Genomic DNA, 17,020 nt, shown 5'->3' on the forward strand with positions numbered 1-17,020 from the left:
CCTGATTGCCGGTAGAGTGCTGTCGTTTGTGGGTGCCGTAGGCTGTCCGCAGCCGCATCAGTGCGGCGATACGCCCATCTGGGTGGTGCGCGGCGTGCAGTCGCACCCCGCTCCACGCGCGAATCCGCGCAGTCACCCCACGTATCTCAGGAGATGCCCCACGTGAAGACCTCGGTCGAACAGATCAACCCGACCCGCGTCAAGCTGACGATCAACGTAGAACCGGCTGAACTCAAGCCATACGTCGACTCGGCCTACCGCACCATCGCAGAGCAGATCCAGGTCCCCGGCTTCCGCCGCGGCAAGGTTCCGACGCCGATCATCGACCAGCGCGTCGGTCGCGCCGCGGTCCTCGACCAGGCGATCTCCGACGGACTCGACGTCTTCTTCAACCAGGCCGTCTCGGAGTCGGACGTGCAGCCGCTCGGACGCCCGAAGGCCGACGTCATCGAGACGCCGAACGTCGCCGACTTCTCCGGCGACCTCGTCGTCGAGGTCGAGGTCGACTCGCGTCCGTCCATCGAGCTCCCGTCGTACGACGGCATCAAGGTCGAGGTCGAGGCTGCAGTCGTCGACGCGGCTGACGTCGATGAGGAGCTCGAAGAGCTCCGCAAGCGCTTCGGCACGCTCGTCACGGCAGACCGCCCGATCGAGGACGGCGACTTCGTGACGCTCGACCTCATCGCCACGGTCGACGGCGACAAGGTCGACGAAGCCGAGGGAATCTCCTACGAGCTCGGCTCCGGCCAGCTCCTCGAGGGCACCGACGAGGCGCTCCTCACGCTCACCGCAGGCGAGGAGACCACCTTCCGCTCCACGCTGCTCGGCGGCGAGCACGAGGGCAAGGAAGCGGAGATCACCGTCACGGTGCAGTCCGTCAAGGACCGCGAGCTGCCCGAGATCGACGACGAGTTCGCGCAGATCGCGAGCGAGTTCGACACCATCGACGAGCTCCGCGCAGACCTCGAGACGCAGGCCAAGAGCAAGAAGACGTTCGCTCAGGTCGACGCGGCCCGCGAGAAGATCGTCGAGCAGCTCCTCGAGCTCGTCGAGATCCCGCTCCCCGAGACGCTCATCAACGACGAGGTCACGCGCCACCTCGAGCAGGAGGGCCTCCAGCCCGACGACGAGCACGGCGTCGAGGTCCGCGCAAACGCCGAGAAGTCGTTCCGCCAGCAGGTGCTCCTCGACGAGGTCATCAAGGCTGAAGGCGTCGAGGTCGAGCAGGACGAGCTCACGCAGTTCCTCATCCAGTCCGCAGCCCAGTACGGCATGGCTCCGCAGGAGTTCATCGGCGTGCTGCAGGAGAACAACCAGCTCCCCGGCATGATCGGCGAGGTCGCACGCTCGAAGGCGATCCTCTTCGTCCTCGACAAGGCCGAGGTCGTTGACACCAACGGCGAAGCCGTCGACATCTCCGAGTTCACGGTCGCCGTGCAGCGCGCCAAGGACAAGGCAGCAGCAGCGGAGGCCGAGGAATCGGCTGACGCCGTCGAGTCCGACGAGGTCGCCGCCGACGAAGCGAAGGACGACGAGGCCAAGTAGCCTCCCGCCCACTTCGCGAAGCGCCGCCGGCATCACGCCGGCGGCGCTTCGTGCATCCCCTGCCCTTTGCCAGGCACCGTGTGCCGTGGGCGAACAGGCCAGCGCTGGCCTCGTGGCTCCACTAGATTCGGTGACGACCGTTAGGGAAATGGAGCGACCGTGGCTGATATTCAACTGCCGAACAGCGTCTTCGACAGGCTTTTGAAAGACCGCATCATCTGGCTCGGGTCCGAGGTGCGCGACGAGAACGCGAACGAGATCTGCGCCAAGATCCTGCTGCTTGCTGCAGAGGATCCTGAGCGAGACATCTACCTCTACATCAACTCGCCGGGTGGATCGATCACCGCCGGTATGGCGATCTTCGACACGATGGAGTTCGTGCCGAACGACATCGTGACCGTGGGAATCGGCATGGCGGCATCGATGGGCCAGCTCCTGCTGACCGCAGGTGCGCCGGGCAAGCGCTACATCACGCCGAACGCGCGAGTGCTGCTGCACCAGCCGCACGGCGGATTCGGCGGCACGGCGAGCGACATCCAGACCCAGGCGCAGCTGATCCTCGACATGAAGGCTCGCCTCGCGTCGATCACGGCGCAGCGCACGGGCAAGAGCCTCGAGCAGATCAACGAGGACGGCGACCGCGACCGCTGGTTCAACGCCGACGAGGCGCTGGCCTACGGGTTCGTCGACCACATCCGTTCCTCGGCAACCGAGGTCACGGGCGGCGGCGGCACCAAGCGCGACGCCGAGTCCACGTCCGAGTCGGCAGAGTAAGGAAGCCAGAGCATATGAACACCCCATTTCTGACCGGCGGCTCGCCGGCAGGCGTCCAGACCCCGTCGTCGCGGTACATCCTGCCGACGTTCGAGGAGCGCACGGCCTACGGCTACAAGCGCCAGGACCCGTACGCGAAGCTCTTCGAGGACCGCATCATCTTCCTCGGCGTGCAGGTCGATGACGCGTCGGCGGACGACATCATGGCCCAGCTCCTCGTGCTCGAGAGCCAGGACCCGGACCGCGACATCACGCTGTACATCAACTCGCCCGGTGGCTCGTTCACGGCCATGACGGCGATCTACGACACCATGCAGTACATCCGCCCCGAGGTCTCCACCGTGTGCCTCGGCCAGGCGGCGTCGGCGGCTGCCGTGCTGCTCGCGGCCGGACAGCCAGGCAAGCGCCTGGCTCTGCCGAACGCTCGCGTGCTCATCCACCAGCCCTCCACCGGCGGTGCCGGCCAGGGGCAGGCATCGGACATCGAGATCCAGGCGCAGGAAGTGCTGCGGATGCGCACGTGGCTCGAAGAGGCGCTGGCGCGTCACTCCGGCACGTCGCTCGACAAGGTCAACCGCGACATCGAGCGCGACAAGATCCTGTCGGCCGCCGAGGCGCTCGAGTACGGCCTCATCGACCAGGTGCTCACGAGCCGCAAGGGCGCCGAGCCGGTCATCATCGACTAGTTCGATCCGACCGACTCGAACACGCTGCAATGTCCATGGCCGCGCCGGGGGAGTGCCCCTGGCGCGGCCATCCGGGCAATGTCGGTGGTTCGGGTTAGTCTTGGCAGACCGCGAAGGAGGTCCTCATGGCACGTATCGGTGAAAGCAGCGAGCTGCTGAAATGCTCGTTCTGCGCCAAGAGCCAGAAGCAGGTCAAGCAGCTCATCGCTGGTCCTGGTGTGTACATCTGCGACGAATGCGTCGAGCTGTGCAACGAGATCATCGAAGAGCGCATGGCCGATTCCGAGACCAGCGAGGTCAAGGACTTCGAGCTCCCGAAGCCGCGCGAGATCTTCGCGTTCCTCGAGGAGTACGTCATCGGTCAGGAGCCCGCGAAGAAGGCACTTGCCGTCGCGGTCTACAACCACTACAAGCGTGTCCGCGCGCTCGGCCAGATCACCTCGGCCGAAGACCGCGTCGACGAGGTGGAGATCTCGAAGAGCAACATCATGCTCATCGGCCCGACCGGGTGCGGGAAGACCTACCTGGCGCAGTCGCTCGCGAAGCGCCTCAACGTGCCGTTCGCGGTCGCTGACGCCACGGCGCTCACCGAGGCCGGCTATGTCGGCGAAGACGTCGAGAACATCCTCCTGAAGCTCCTCCAAGCAGCCGACTTCGATGTGAAGCGCGCCGAGACGGGCATCATCTACATCGACGAGATCGACAAGATCGCGCGCAAGGCGGAGAACCCGTCCATCACGCGCGACGTCTCCGGCGAGGGCGTGCAGCAGGCGCTGCTGAAGATCCTCGAGGGCACGGTCGCCTCGGTTCCGCCGCAGGGTGGCCGCAAGCACCCGCAGCAGGAGTTCATCCAGATCGACACCACCAACGTGCTGTTCATCGTTGCCGGGGCGTTCGCCGGGCTCGAGGAGATCGTCTCGCAGCGCGCTGGGAAGAAGGGCATCGGCTTCGGCGCCCCCTTGCACTCGAAGAACGACGACCGCGACCTCTACAGCGAGGTGCTGCCGGAAGACCTCCACAAGTTCGGGCTCATCCCGGAGTTCATCGGTCGTCTTCCCGTCATCACGACGGTGTCGCCGCTCGACCGTGGAGCACTCATCGACATCCTCACGCAGCCGCGCAACGCGCTCGTGAAGCAGTACCAGAAGATGTTCGAGCTCGACGGCGTCGAGCTCGTCTTCGACGAGGGTGCGCTCGAGGAGATCGCCGACCTCGCCGTGCTGCGGCAGACGGGCGCTCGTGGCCTCCGCGCCATCCTCGAGGAGACGCTCGGGCCGGTCATGTTCGACGTTCCGTCCCTCGACGACGCCAGTCGCGTCGAGATCACTCGCGACGTCGTGCTCAAGAACGCGGCGCCGACGATCATCCCGCGGCCGGAGCTGCGCGCCGAGAAGTCGGCGTAACTGTCCCCGGTCGATCGAGGACGGCAGCGCTGTGTCGCGTCCCAGCGGAAGCCCCGCGTGCACACGCACGTGGGGCTTCCGCCATTCGCACGGATCCGCGCTCCCGGGTCGCCCTCGATCTGAGGCGTCGCGTGGACCTCGCTGAGCTGCGACTCGGCAGCACGAGGCTCCTCAGTGCAGACGCGACGAGCCTGAGCCCCCGCCAGCGACGGCAGGCGCTCGGGGTGCTCTCCGCGGATGACCGGAAGCGCCTCGCTCACCTGAACGATGCCCGCGCGGATGCCTTCCTCACCGGGCGGCTGCTCGTCAGCACGGCCCTCGACGACCCCGCACCCCGCCTCGAGGCATCGTGTGGGCACTGCGGCTCCGCCGAGCACGGCAAGCCGCGCCTGCGCGAGCAGCCGATCCTCGTGAGCATCTCCTACACCGGCAGCGCCGTCTTCGTCGCACTCGCCGACAGCGACCGTGTCTCGGCCCTCGGGCTCGACGTCGAGGAGGTCGGCCTCGAGACGGGTGCCGGCGCCGTGGCAGAACTCGAACGCTGGACGGCCATCGAAGCGGTCCTCAAGGCCGACGGCCGTGGGCTCCGGGTCGACCCGAGCGAGGTGAAGCTCGACGAGAACGGCCTGGCGCGCATCAGGGGCGAGGATGCGCGCTACCGCATCCGCCGGACGCTCGTCGACGGTCGATTCGTGGTTGCCGTCGCTACGGCTACGGCTACGGCTACGGCTACCGCTACCGCTACCGCCAGCGGCGAGTGACCTTCGCCGCAGGAGGCGGAGGAAGGTCGGGGAGCGTGAGCTGATAGAGCCAGGCGTCGAACAGCTCATGGAGCGGAGCATCCGGTGCCAGCGACGCCGCATGCTCGAGGAACTCCGCCGTCGAGGCGACCGAGAAGCGCTTCACCTGAGTCCAGCTCGTGAGGATCTCGAAGAACGCAGAATCGCCGACCGTGAGCCGCAGGGCGTGCATGGTGAGCGCGCCGCGCTTGTACACGCGGTCGTCGAACATGTCCTCGGCGCCCGGATCTCCGAGCAGCAGGTCCTGGGGAAGCCTCGCCAGGGACGCCCGGGCGCCCCGGGCCAGGCTGTCGGCACTCGGTCCGCCGCTCGCCTCTGACCAGATCCACTCGGCGTAGCAGGCGAAGCCCTCGTTGAGCCAGATGTGCTGCCAGCCCGCGACGCCGACGCTGTTGCCGAACCACTGGTGCGCGAGCTCGTGCGCGACGAGGCGCTCCTGGCCGCGTGCGCCGTCGATCTGGTTGGCGCCGAAGATGGCCATGCCCTGTGCTTCGAGGGGGATCTCGAGGTCGTCGGCCGTGACGATGACGGCGTACGTGTCGAACGGGTAGGGACCGAACGTCAGCTCGAAGGTCGCCATCATCTTCGCGAGGTCGGCGAAGTCGGTGCCGACGCGTCGTGCGAGCGAAGGGGGGTAGTGGAGGTGGCCCGCCACTCCCGCGAGCTGGACGTCCTCGCGCTGGTAGCGGCCGATCTGGAGGGTCACGAGGTAGCTGGCAGTGGGGGCCGCTTCCTCGTACACCCAGGTCGTGAGCCCGCCTGAGGCGCGTCTCGAGATCAGGGTCCCGGTTGCGACGACGTCGTAGTTGCTGTCGACGGCGACCTGGATGCGGTAGCTGGCCTTGTCGGCGGGGTGGTCGTTGCAGGGGAACCAGGTCGGGGCTCCCGTGGGCTGCGAGGCGACGATGATGCCGTCCTCCAGCTCCTCCCAGCCGATGACTCCCCAACGGGAGCGGCGCGGCCGGGGCGCGCCCTCGTAGATGATCTCGAGTGTTATCGCGTCGCCGGCCTCGACCCGCTTCGAGAGCGTGACCTTCAGCTTGCGGTCGCTCTGCTTGAAGCGGGCCTGCTTGTCGCCGCGCACGTTGACCTTGCTCGCGCGAAGCCCCACGAGGTCGAGGGAGAACGCGGTCAGGGGCACCGCCGTGCGGATGCTGAGCGTCGCCGTTCCCGAGAGGCGGTTGTTCTGCATCCGGTACTTGAGCGCCAGGTCGTAGTGCTCGACGCGGATGCTGACGTCGCCGCTCTGCGGCGTGTACGGGTTGCCGGGCAGCGGCTCTGCGCTCGTCGCGAGGATCATGAAGCCTTCGACTGGTAGGCGCGCAGCTTCAGGGCCCGCCAGGGTCCGATCGGGTTGCCGCTCCAGCGGCTGCCGACGGGTACCGACTCGCCTCGCATGACGAGCGACGCGGGCCCGACGGTGGCGTGAGCGCCGATGGTGGCGGCGGGGAGGATCACGCTGTGTGGTCCCAGCGTTGCGCCTGCTTCGAGGGTGACGGTGTCCATGCTCATTATTCGATCATGGAACAGGTGCGTCTGGACGACGCATCCCCGGTTGACGGTGGCTCCGTCCCCGAGTGTGACGAGATCGGCCTCCGGCAGCCAGTACGAGTCGCACCAGACGCCCTTGCCGATCTTCGCTCCGAGCGAGCGCAGCCACATCGCGAGTGCCGGCGTTCCTGCAGCTCCGCGCGCGAACCAGGGCGCCGCGACCATCTCGACGAAGGTGTCGGCGACCTCGGTGCGCCACACGAAGCTCGACCAGAGGGGCTGCTCGGAGACGCGGATGCGCCCGACGATGACCCACTTGGCGATGGTCGAGATGAGGGCGGATGCTGCGGCCGCACCCAGGAGGACGAATCCGGAGAGCACGATGCTCCAGGCGACGCCGACGGCGGTCTCGATGGCTGCGAGCCCAAGGAGGACGCCGAGGCCCAGCCCGCAGGTGACGATGACGGGCACGATGCGGCACAGCTCCCAGAGGGCACGCGCGACACGCAGCGCCCTTGGCGGGTTGTACGTGCGCGTCTCGTCTCCGTCGACCGCGACACGGCGGAGGCGGACGGGCGGGGACCCGAGCCAGGATGAGCCGGGCTTGGCCTTCGCCGGTGCTGCGGAGAGGACGGCGACGAGGCCGTCGCGGGGGACGGAGTGCCCGGCGGCGGCCATCCCGGAGTTGCCGAGGAAGGCGCGCGCGCCGATGCGCGCGCGTTCGATGCGCATCCATCCGTTGTGCAGCTCGTAGGAGGCGACCATGGTGTCGTCGGCGAGGAACGCGCCGTCGTCGATCTGCGTCATGGAGGGGAGCAGGAGCACGGTCGAGGCCTCGACGTCGCGCCCGACCTTCGCGCCGAGCATCCGCAGCCAGACGGGGGTGAAGAGGCTCGCGTAGAACGGGAAGAGGGTGGTGCGGGCCGCGTCGAGGAGGCGCTCGATGCACCAGGCCTGCCAGGCGATCCTCGAGCGCACCGGGTGGGTGCCTTCCCTCAGGCCGATCGAGAGGAGGCGGACGAAGAGCACGACGAAGCCGGCGAAGGTGATGCCGGCCGCGATGACAGCGGGGGCGAGCCAGGCGAACGCGGAGAGGGTGGCCTCGCCGAGCGTCCCGGCGCCGCGCATCCCGGCGGCGATGACGACGCCGCCGACGGCGAACGCGAACAGGGGGAGCAGCGCGAGGGCGGCCGAGGCGATGGCGTAGACGACTGCCCAGCCGGCGGGCTGCGGTGGACGGTCCGCCGGCCAGTCGCTCGCGCGCACCTTTCCGACGCGCACGGCGGGGGAGCCTGCCCAGCTCTTGCCCGAGCGGACCCTGCCGAAGACCGCCGACCCCGGGGCGACTTCGGCGCCCTGCCCGATCTTGGTGCCGGGGGCGAGGGTGCTTCGGGCGCCGACGGTCGCCCCTGCGCCGATGCGGATGCCGCCGATGCGCACGAGGTTGCCGTCGATCCAGTAGCCGGTGAGGTCGACCTCCGGCTCGATGGCCGCGCCGTCTCCGAGCTGCAGCATGCCGGTGACGGGCGGCAGCGAGTGCAGGTCGACGTTGTTGCCGACCTTCGCGCCGAGAGCGCGAGCGTAGTAGACGACCCACGGTGCGCCAGCGAGGCCGACGGCGTCGATCTGCGTGGCCACCTGCTCGGCGAGCCACAGGCGCATGTGCGTCGCGCCGCCGCGTCGGTAGTCGCCGGGCCTGAGCCGGAAGAGGAGGATGCGCGCGGCGGCGACCGAGATCGCCATCTTCCCGAACGGTGTCACGAAGACGATCAGCAGGACGACGATGAGCCAGAGCGGCGCGTCCGGCAGCACTTCGAAGCCGGGGAGGAGCTGCAGGAGCGCGCTCGCCGCGAGCAGGTAGGTGACCCAGCGCGCGCCGGCCAGGATGTGCAGGGGCAGGCCGGCGACGATCTGCAGGATGCGCGCCGAGAGCGGCGTAGGGCCGGGCGTGCTGAACGAGGCGATGACGTCGTCCTCGTCGTCGAGCGCTTCGCTGATGGACTCGGTCATGGCGCCGAGGCGGGGGTGGTCGTAGACGTCGGCGACCGTGAACTCGGGCACGCGCGAGCGCACTCGGGTGACGAGCTGGGCGGCCGAGAGGGATCCGCCGCCGAGGTCGAAGAAGTCGGCGTCGTCGCTGCCGACGGGCAGTCCGAGCACGGCCTGCCATTGCTCGGCGAGCCAGGCGACGTGCCCGTCGAGGTCGTCGGAGACGTCGTCGGCGCCCGGCAGCGGCCAGGGCAGGGCGTTCTTGTCGACTTTGCCGGAGGTGCGGGTCGGGAGGGAGTCGAGCTCCGCGAGGAGCGGGACGAGGGCCTTGGGGAGCCGCTCGCTGAGTTCTGCGCGCGCGAGCTGCCGTTCGTAGCCCGCGCCGGTGACGATGTAGCCGACGAGGATCGAGACGCCTGCGGAGGTCGTGCGGACGGCGACGGCCGAGCCGGTGACTCCGGTGACGGACTGGAGGGCAGCCTCCACCTCGCCGAGCTCGATGCGTCGTCCGCCGATCTTGACCTGGTCGTCGGCACGCCCGAGGAACACGAGGCCGGCTTCCTCGAACGTGACGAGGTCACCCGAGCGGTAGGCGCGATCCCAGCCGAGGCTCTCCATCGGGGCGTACTTCTCGGCGTCCTTGGCGGGGTCGAGGTAGCGGGCGAGCCCGACGCCGCCGATGATCAGCTCGCCGGATTCGCCTTCCGCGACGCGCTTGCCCTCCGTGTCGACGACGGCGAGCTCCCAGCCGTCGAGCGGCAGGCCGATGCGGATGGGGGCGTTGCCGTCGAGGAGGGCGGCGCAGGCGACGACGGTGGCCTCGGTCGGCCCGTAGGTGTTCCAGACCTCGCGGCCTTCGCCGACGAGGCGCTGCGTGAGCTCCAGCGGGCAGGCTTCGCCGCCGAAGATGAGCAGTCTGACCTGCTCGATCGTCTCGCTGGGCCAGAGCGCCGCGAGGGTCGGCACGGTGGAGACGACCGAGATCTGGTGCCTGAGGAGCCAGGGGCCGAGGTCCTCGCCGGATCGCACGAGTGATCGCGGGGCTGGCACGAGGCAGGCGCCGTAGCGCCAGGCGAGCCACATCTCCTCGCAGGAGGCGTCGAAGGCGACGGAGAGGCCGGCGAGTACGCGGTCGCCCGGCCCGATGGGGTCGTGCTGCAGGAACAGCTTCGCCTCGGCGTCGACGAACGCGGCAGCCGATCGGTGGGAGACCGCGACGCCCTTGGGCACACCGGTCGAGCCCGAGGTGAAGATGACCCAGGTGTCGTCGTCGAGGTGGGGGCCCTCGAGGTCGGCGAGACTCGTGCTCTCCGGATGCGGTGCGCCTTCGTCGAACAGGGGAACGGCTGGGTGGGCGCTCGCTTCGCCGTCGGCGGCCAGCACGAACTCGCCGTCGCCCTGGATGGTGCCTCGCACCTTGGCCTCGCCGAACACGAGCACCGCGCGCTCGTCGGGGTCATCGACGTCGACGGGCACGTACGCGGCACCGGCTGCGATGACGGAGAGGATCGCGATGTACAGCTCTCTGGTGCCCGAGACGAGGCGCACACCGACCTTGTCTCCTCGCCGCACTCCCGCATCCTGCAGCCGCATCGCTGTCTGCGCGACGTAGGCGCTCAGGTCCTGGTAGCTGAGCGGGGCATCGCCGTCATCGATCGCGATGGCGTCGGGATGCGCGGTGACGGTGGCCGTGAGCACGTCGATGAGCGTGCGGGGCGTGGGCGCTGCCGCGGATCGGTCAAGGGGGGATTGCACGGAGCAACGCTACCGGGCCAAGGTAACGCGGTGGTTGCCGACGGGGCGCGTGTGGTTCCGGGGTGAATTCGTGTCCGGATCGTCGTGCTCCATTGTCGAACCTGAAAATCTCCCGTAAGGTAACCCTTGCCTTACTTAGCGTTACCTAACCCGTTCCACCGGGTGGCGCCCAAGTGTAGGGCTTTCGGTACACGGCACTCGCCGCGCATCTGCGCGCGTGTCGGGGGGCCGTGACTTCTACTCAGGAGAACTCATGACAGCAGTGCAAGAACGGACGGCTGGTCGGTCGTCTGTGCTGGCTCGCGGTGGCGCGACACTCGCCGCGGCAGGCCTCATCGCGGCGGGCCTCGGCCTCGGCGCGGCACCAGCGTCAGCCGCGGAAGGCGACGCAACCGTCGAGAACGTCTCGTTCTCGTGGCAGCTCAACGACGAGACCGGCGGCGGCGCCTACTTCGGCGGCTGCAACTTCCTCGTCGCCGGTACGGCAGGCGACACGGGATCCTCCCGTCTCTGGACCGAAGCCGACGGCTTCTACAAGGCTGCGGAGGGCAACGTGACCATCACGAAGCCGAATGCAGCCGGCGAGCAGATCGCCCCCACCTGGGGCACCAAGTGCCAGAACGCGGCAGGCGCGGCCGTCTCCCCATCACAAGCTTCGACGACCAACAACCGGGTCAACTTCGCGGCGGGCGCTGGAACCGTCAACCCCGCAACCGACACCGGCACCATCTCGTGGGACGGCGACTTCACGATCGTCTTCTACGGCGGCCTGACGTACTGGACGGTCTCCGACCCAGTGCTCGACGTCGTGAACGGAGTCGGAACGCTCACGGGCACCGCCTCCGGATACGGCACGTCGATGGAGGACATGTCGCAGTGGGTCCCGATCGCACCAGAGACGATCGACCTCGCCACGTTCGACGGCGTCGACGTCACCGCGACGGGCATCGAGGTCTCGACGCCCGACTACCTGGGCGTCGAGGTCACCACGGCCGGATCGCCGCAGAACACCACGGCCGCGACGTGGGGCTCCTTCCCGCAGTCGCTCGTCGACTTCAACGCCAAGACGGGCCAGTCGTCGTACTGGTACTCCTCTGGTGGCGCGGCTGACCCGAAGAAGGTCGCGAAGGGCTTCTCCGCGAGCTACGCGGAGATCGCAGCACCTGAGGTTCCCGGCACGCCGGACGGCAACGTGGAGGTTGTCATCCCCGAAGCCGCAGTGACGCCGGTCGACCCCGAGACGGGTTCCTTCTCGTGGGCCTGGGCTGACCAGAACGGCGCCGACCTCGGCACCGCGGTCCAGACCGGTGACACCTTCGTCGCCAACGGCTCGATCAGCGACGTCGCGGTCACGGACACGCGTGCCGGCGGCACCGCGGCCTACGGCTGGACAGTCTCCGGCCAGTCCACGGACTTCAGCAACGGCACCGACTCGATCTCGGCTGCGAACCTCGGCTGGGCTCCTGAGCTCATCGCGGGCAACGCCGCGAACGTGACCGCTGGCTCGGCGGCGACGGGCCTCAACACGGCGCAGCTCCTCGCGACGTCGAACGCCGCCGCGAGCGCAACGCTCGGTGCGGACCTCACGCTGACGGTCCCCACCACAACGCAGCAGGGCGCGTACTCCGCCACGCTCACCATCTCGGCCATCTCCTAGGGGCCGAGGAGTGCGCGGGAGCCCATCAGGCTCCCGCGCACTCGCACCCCGCTGCGCGAGCATCCGCCCTCGCAGCACCCCCGCTCCTCCGCATCGCTCGCTCGCTCCGCCGCGGCCCCGCCGCGAGCGCCCCACGTAAGGGACCACATGGCTCTCCCCATCCGTCTCCGCACTCGCGCCACAGCATCCGTCGTTCTCGCGACCTCGCTGCTGGCGCTGCTGTCGTTCGTCGCGCCGACCGCGGCGCAGGCTGACACGACGCAGCCGCCCGCGTGGAGCATCGACACGGTCGACGGCGACCGGGGCTCTGGGCGACCCAACTTCACCTACGACGTCAACCCGGGCGACGTCATCGCCGACTCCATGACCGTGACCAACACCGGGCCGGGCGCGCTCGAGCTCACGATCTACGCGGCCGACGCGTTCACGACCGCGACGGGCGCCGTCGACATCCTCGAGAACGGCGAGCCATCGGTGGATGCGGGCACCTGGGTCGCCCCCGGCACAGGCTCGGTCTCCCTCGAACCGGGGGCGAGCATCGACGTGCCGTTCACCCTCACGGTGCCAGCGGATGCGACGCCAGGCGACCACTCCGCCGCGATCGTCGCCTCGCTCCTCCCCGCCGACTCGACCGACCAGGTCAAGGTCGAGCGGCGCCTCGGGCTGCGCATCGACACGCGCGTGAGCGGAGAGCTCGCGCCCACCGCCGAGATCCGCAGCCTCGCGACCGACTGGGGTGCCGCTGGCGTCAACCCCTTCGGCGGCGGCACCACCACCGTCAGCTACGAGCTCGTGAACACCGGCAACGTGCGTCTCTCGTCGCTCGAGGATCTGCGCCTGAGCGGGATCGGCGGGGCCGCCGGAGTCGCCATGACCGGCGGGGAGATCCCCGAGCTGCTCCCCGGATCGGCGGTCACGATCACGCGCGAGATCACGACGGGCGCCATCGGTCCGCTCACCGGTGCCCTCACCGTGTACCTGCAGCCCGTCGGAGCCTTCACGGACGTGCCCGTCGCCGTCGCGGCCGACCTCTCGGCGTTCGCTCTGCCCTGGTCGCTCGTCATCCTCGTCGTCCTGCTGCTGGTTGCCGCGGCTGGCATCGTCTTCTGGTTCTGGCGTCGCCGTCGGCTCGATCTCCTCGTGGCCGGCTACGACTCCGAGGCGGCGCCGGGCGCCGAGCGGCTCGCCCCTCCCCGGACTGGGGGCCAAGCGGGAGGCGCGGTGCTCGCGGTCATCGCCGGGATCGCCCTCGCCCTGGCCACCGGCCTCTGGAGCCCGACGCCCGCCGTCGCGGGGCCGGCCCCCACCGCCCCGTCGGGCATCGTCGAGGTGACCATCCCGGCGCCGACGGTCGCGCCCACCCCGACGGGCACCCCGACGAGTACCGCAGCGCCGACGACCGTTCCGAGCACCGGTCAGAGCATCGCGCCGGCGCTCAGCCCAGGAGCGAGCACCGGGATCGGGCCGGGAACCGGGCCGGCGGGCGGAGGCGCGGGACTCGCCAGCACCGGCACGGAGACGCTCGCGATCGCCCTCGGCGTCGGCGCCCTCGCGCTGACCGCCGGCATCATCCTGCTGCTCCGCCGCAGGGCGCGCGCGGGCTGAGCCGACCCGAGCGCGCATCCACGCGCATCCACGAGCTGATCACACACGACCGAGGAACCCATGTCACTGCCACGCACGCTCCGCCGCTTCCGCCGCTCGACGATCCGTCGCGCCGGCTGGGCAGCGCTCGCCGTGGTCGTCGTCTCGGTGCTCTGGGTCAACGGGTTCCACAACATCGGCACCGCCAACGGCGCAGGCAACGAGCAGTGCGTCTCGCAGCCCGTGCAGGCCGACCCCGTGGCCCCCCTACTCCCGCAGGTCACCTCCGCGGAGCTGCCGGAGCCGCGCAGCATCGCCGGCCCGACCACCGCGTACACGCAGACCGCGGCGATCAACCCCGTCACCGACGCGGCCACCGCCGTGCAGCAGCTGCCGACGACGTTCACGAGCTCCGACGGCGCCACGACGACCGTGACCGACACGACGCGCATCCTCGCCATCAACCAGAACGGCGGCCTCGCCGCAGCCGTCATCGGCCTCGGCTTCGGCTGCAACCTCATCGGGCGCGACACCGCCACCGACATCACGAAGCTCATGCCCGGCAACGAGCAGCTGCCGCTCGTCACGCAGAACGGGCACGAGCTCAACGCCGAGTCGATCCTGCAGCTCGCCCCGACCGTGGTCGTGACCGACGCCTCCATCGGGCCGTACGACGTGCAACTGCAGCTGCGGCAGGCGGGCATCCCCGTCGTCATGGTGCCCATCGCCTACGAAGACGGCGTCGACGGCGTCGCCCCGCAGATCCAGTTCGTGGCGGATGCCCTCGGCGTGCCGGCACTTGGGGAGAAGCTCTCCGAGCGCACCCAGGCCGAGATCGGCACGACCATCCAGCAGCTCGGCACAATGGCGCCCACCGACCCGGACAAGAAGCCACGAGTGGTGTTCCTCTACCTGCGCGGCAGCGTCTACTACTGGTTCGGCGCAGGGTCGGGCGCCGACTCGATCATCCAGAGCATCGGGGCGCGCGACGTCGCGACCGAGGTCGGCTTCGCCGGAATGTCGCCGACCAACGCGGAAGCGCTCGTGCGTGCCGCCCCCGACGTGATCATCGTCATGACCCTCGGCCTCGCCTCCGTCGGCGGCATCGACGAGGCCGTCCAGCTGCCCGGCATCGGGCAGACCCCAGCAGGAGCCAACAAGCGCATCGTCGACATGAGCGACTACGAGGTCATGAGCTTCGGCCCCCGCACCGCCTCCGTCCTCGCGGCACTCGGCACCGCGATCTACGCGCCAGACCTCGCCTACGTGCCAGAAGCGGACCCCGCCGCCAGCACCGGAACGGGCGAATGATGAGAGATGCACACGTGAGAACGGCAACACCGCCAGACACCAGCCCACCGGCCGCACCCCAGCAGCCCCAGCGCCGCCGCCTCCTCGACGGGGCACAGGAGCGGGCACGGCGACGCGCCGAGCCGGTCGCCGAGCCGAAGGATGCGCCGCCCCGGACCAAGAAGGCGCGAGCGTCGCTGCTCGCAGCCGTGCTCACGATCCTCCTCATCGCGGGCTGCCTCGTGTCGGCGATGATCGGCCAGCTCTACATCCCGCCGCTCGAGGTGCTCGGCTTCCTCCTCAACCAGGTCGGCATCGACGCCCTGCCGGGCCCGAGCCACGAGTTCGGGGCTGCTGCGCTCGCGGAGGTGCGCTTCCCGCGACTCGTGCTGACCGTGCTCGTCGGCGCTGCGCTCGCCGTCGCCGGCGCGCTCATGCAGGGCATCTTCGGCAACCCGCTCGCCGAGCCAGGCTCGGTCGGGGTCTCGGCCGGTGCAGCAGTCGGCGCGAGCTTCTCGATCCTCTTCAGCCTCACGTTCCTCGGGCCCTTCACGACGCCGACGTTCGCGTTCGTCGCCGGCCTCATCACGACGTTCGTCGTCTACTCGCTGTCCCGCTCAGGCCGACGCACCGACGTCATCACGCTCATCCTCACGGGAGTCGCCGTCAACGCCGTCTGCGGTGCCCTCATCGCGTTCATCACCTTCAGCGCCCCCACGCAGGCGCGCGAGCAGATCGTTTTCTGGCAGATGGGCAGCATGAACGGCTCGCGCTGGGAGCAGGTCTGGCTCGTCGCGCCGCTCATCATCGTCGGGTGCATCCTCGCCATCGGCATCGGCCGCCAGCTCGACCTGCTGTCGCTCGGCGAGAAAGCGGCCCGCCACGTCGGCGTCAACGTCGAGCGCGTGCGGCTGCTGGTCATGATCTACGTCGCCCTCCTCGTCTCGGCCGCCGTCGCCTTCGCCGGCATCATCGCCTTCGTCGGGCTCGTCGTGCCGCACATCATCCGCATGATCATCGGCCCGTCCCACCGGGCGCTGCTGCTCTGCTCCGTGCTCGGCGGCGCTCTGCTGCTCACGATCGCCGACCTCGGCGCGAGGACCCTCGTCGAATACGCGGACCTCCCCATCGGCATGCTCACCTCGCTCATCGGCGGGCCGTTCTTCTTCTACCTCATCCGGCGCAGCCGGGCCAAGGGCGGTGCGTGGTCGTGATCGGATCCATCCTCAGGAACCCCATCCGCAAGCCGCGCGCCACAGCGCCAGGCGATGTGGTGCTCTCCGTGCGCGACGTGAGCGTCGACTTCGGCGAGCGCACCGTGCTCGAGGGGCTCGACCTCGACATCCGCGCCGGGGAGGTGCTCGCCCTCGTCGGCCCGAACGGCGCCGGCAAGTCGACGCTCATCAATGTGATCACGGCCGACGTGGATGCGCGCAGCGGCACCGTCGAGATCGACGGCCTCCCCAGCTACGCCTGGACCAACACCGAGCTCGCCATGCGCCGCGCGGTGCTCCTGCAGCAGGTCGACATCGCCTTCCCGTTCTCGGTCGAGGAGGTCGTCGACATGGGCCGCGCGCCCTGGCAGCAGGTCAGCGAGCGCGACCGCGACGACCTCATCACGGCGGGCGCGATGCGGCGCACCGACATCGACCGCTTCGCCGACCGCCACTACCCGTCACTGTCCGGCGGCGAACGCGCGAGGGCCGCGCTCGCGCGAGTGCTCGCCCAGACCGCCTCGGTCATGCTCCTCGACGAGCCGACGGCCGCTATGGACATCAAGCATCAGGAGATGGTGCTCGACCTCGTGCGCAGCTACGCGAGCACCGGATGCGCCGTCGTCATCATCGTCCACAACCTCGACCTCGCCGCCGCCTACGCCGACCGCATCGCGCTCCTCAGCCGCGGCCGCATCGTCGCCGACGGGCCGCCCGCCGACGTGCTCACGGCTGAGCTCATCTCGCAGGTGTACGAGCACCCCGTCCACATCCTCGAAGACCCCATCACCGGGTCGCCGATCGTCGTCCCCAAGCGCACCCCCTCCCGACC

11 protein-coding genes and 1 pseudogene are annotated in these 17,020 nt (G+C 69.5%); 10 read left to right on the forward strand and 2 right to left on the reverse strand.

Annotation, left to right across the window (positions count from 1 at the left end):
• Positions 1-162: 162 nt before the first annotated feature.
• The 5 genes and pseudogenes from tig to C5B99_RS19205 all read left to right on the forward strand — a co-directional run.
• Positions 163-1,571 (forward strand): annotated as a pseudogene (tig, locus tag C5B99_RS05450) (trigger factor); the annotation flags it as partial.
• A gap of 133 nt (positions 1,572-1,704) precedes the next feature.
• Positions 1,705-2,319, forward strand: coding sequence for an ATP-dependent Clp protease proteolytic subunit (locus C5B99_RS05455; protein ID WP_104240770.1), 615 nt, complete (start codon positions 1,705-1,707; stop codon positions 2,317-2,319).
• A 14-nt stretch (positions 2,320-2,333) separates the two neighbouring features.
• Entirely contained in the window at positions 2,334-3,005 is a 672-nt protein-coding gene (locus C5B99_RS05460) for an ATP-dependent Clp protease proteolytic subunit (protein WP_104240771.1), read from the forward strand.
• 125 nt (positions 3,006-3,130) lie between these two features.
• A complete protein-coding gene (clpX, locus tag C5B99_RS05465; RefSeq protein ID WP_104240772.1) occupies positions 3,131-4,408 on the forward strand; it encodes an ATP-dependent Clp protease ATP-binding subunit ClpX in 1,278 nt (425 codons plus the stop codon).
• A 131-nt stretch (positions 4,409-4,539) separates the two neighbouring features.
• Positions 4,540-5,169 (forward strand): 4'-phosphopantetheinyl transferase superfamily protein, encoded by a 630-nt coding sequence (locus C5B99_RS19205; RefSeq protein WP_181064948.1) that lies wholly within the window; start codon positions 4,540-4,542, stop codon positions 5,167-5,169.
• Here C5B99_RS19205 and C5B99_RS05480 read toward each other — a convergent pair.
• Both C5B99_RS05480 and C5B99_RS05485 read right to left on the reverse strand, forming a co-directional pair.
• Positions 5,150-6,508 (reverse strand): M1 family metallopeptidase, encoded by a 1,359-nt coding sequence (locus C5B99_RS05480; RefSeq protein WP_104240774.1) that lies wholly within the window; start codon positions 6,506-6,508, stop codon positions 5,150-5,152. The two genes, C5B99_RS19205 and C5B99_RS05480, sit on opposite strands and share 20 nt — an antisense overlap.
• Entirely contained in the window at positions 6,505-10,443 is a 3,939-nt protein-coding gene (locus C5B99_RS05485; protein ID WP_104240775.1) for a Pls/PosA family non-ribosomal peptide synthetase, read from the reverse strand. The genes C5B99_RS05480 and C5B99_RS05485 overlap by 4 nt, the downstream gene beginning before the upstream one ends.
• Positions 10,444-10,696: 253 nt before the next feature.
• Between C5B99_RS05485 and C5B99_RS05490 the strand changes: the two genes are divergently transcribed.
• From C5B99_RS05490 to C5B99_RS05510, 5 genes are all read left to right on the forward strand, one after another.
• Positions 10,697-12,100, forward strand: coding sequence for an HtaA domain-containing protein (locus tag C5B99_RS05490; RefSeq protein WP_146081948.1), 1,404 nt, complete (start codon positions 10,697-10,699; stop codon positions 12,098-12,100).
• Positions 12,101-12,247: 147 nt separating this feature from the next.
• Positions 12,248-13,705, forward strand: coding sequence for a hypothetical protein (locus C5B99_RS05495; protein WP_104240777.1), 1,458 nt, complete (start codon positions 12,248-12,250; stop codon positions 13,703-13,705).
• 60 nt (positions 13,706-13,765) lie between these two features.
• A complete protein-coding gene (locus tag C5B99_RS05500; RefSeq protein WP_104240778.1) occupies positions 13,766-14,995 on the forward strand; it encodes a hemin ABC transporter substrate-binding protein in 1,230 nt (409 codons plus the stop codon).
• A gap of 14 nt (positions 14,996-15,009) precedes the next feature.
• On the forward strand, positions 15,010-16,188 hold the full coding sequence (locus tag C5B99_RS05505) for a FecCD family ABC transporter permease (RefSeq protein WP_374953223.1): 1,179 nt from the start codon (positions 15,010-15,012) through the stop codon (positions 16,186-16,188).
• Positions 16,185-17,020, forward strand: an 836-nt coding sequence (locus C5B99_RS05510; RefSeq protein WP_104240793.1) for a heme ABC transporter ATP-binding protein, incomplete at its 3' end; no start/stop codon positions are given. The genes C5B99_RS05505 and C5B99_RS05510, both read left to right, overlap by 4 nt.

The organism is Pseudoclavibacter sp. Z016 (assembly GCF_002931215.1).
GTDB lineage: Bacteria > Actinomycetota > Actinomycetes > Actinomycetales > Microbacteriaceae > Pseudoclavibacter.

What these genes read in the sequence shown, in the direction of transcription:
- C5B99_RS05460 (WP_104240771.1), top strand. Translation starts at nt 2,334, where the DNA reads ATGAACACCCCATTTCTGACCGGCGGCTCGCCGGCAGGCGTCCAGACC.
- C5B99_RS05500 (WP_104240778.1), top strand. Translation starts at nt 13,766, where the DNA reads ATGTCACTGCCACGCACGCTCCGCCGCTTCCGCCGCTCGACGATCCGT.
- C5B99_RS05480 (WP_104240774.1), bottom strand. Translation starts at nt 6,508, where the DNA reads ATGATCCTCGCGACGAGCGCAGAGCCGCTGCCCGGCAACCCGTACACG.
- C5B99_RS05495 (WP_104240777.1), top strand. Translation starts at nt 12,248, where the DNA reads ATGGCTCTCCCCATCCGTCTCCGCACTCGCGCCACAGCATCCGTCGTT.
- clpX (WP_104240772.1), top strand. Translation starts at nt 3,131, where the DNA reads ATGGCACGTATCGGTGAAAGCAGCGAGCTGCTGAAATGCTCGTTCTGC.
- C5B99_RS05490 (WP_146081948.1), top strand. Translation starts at nt 10,697, where the DNA reads ATGACAGCAGTGCAAGAACGGACGGCTGGTCGGTCGTCTGTGCTGGCT.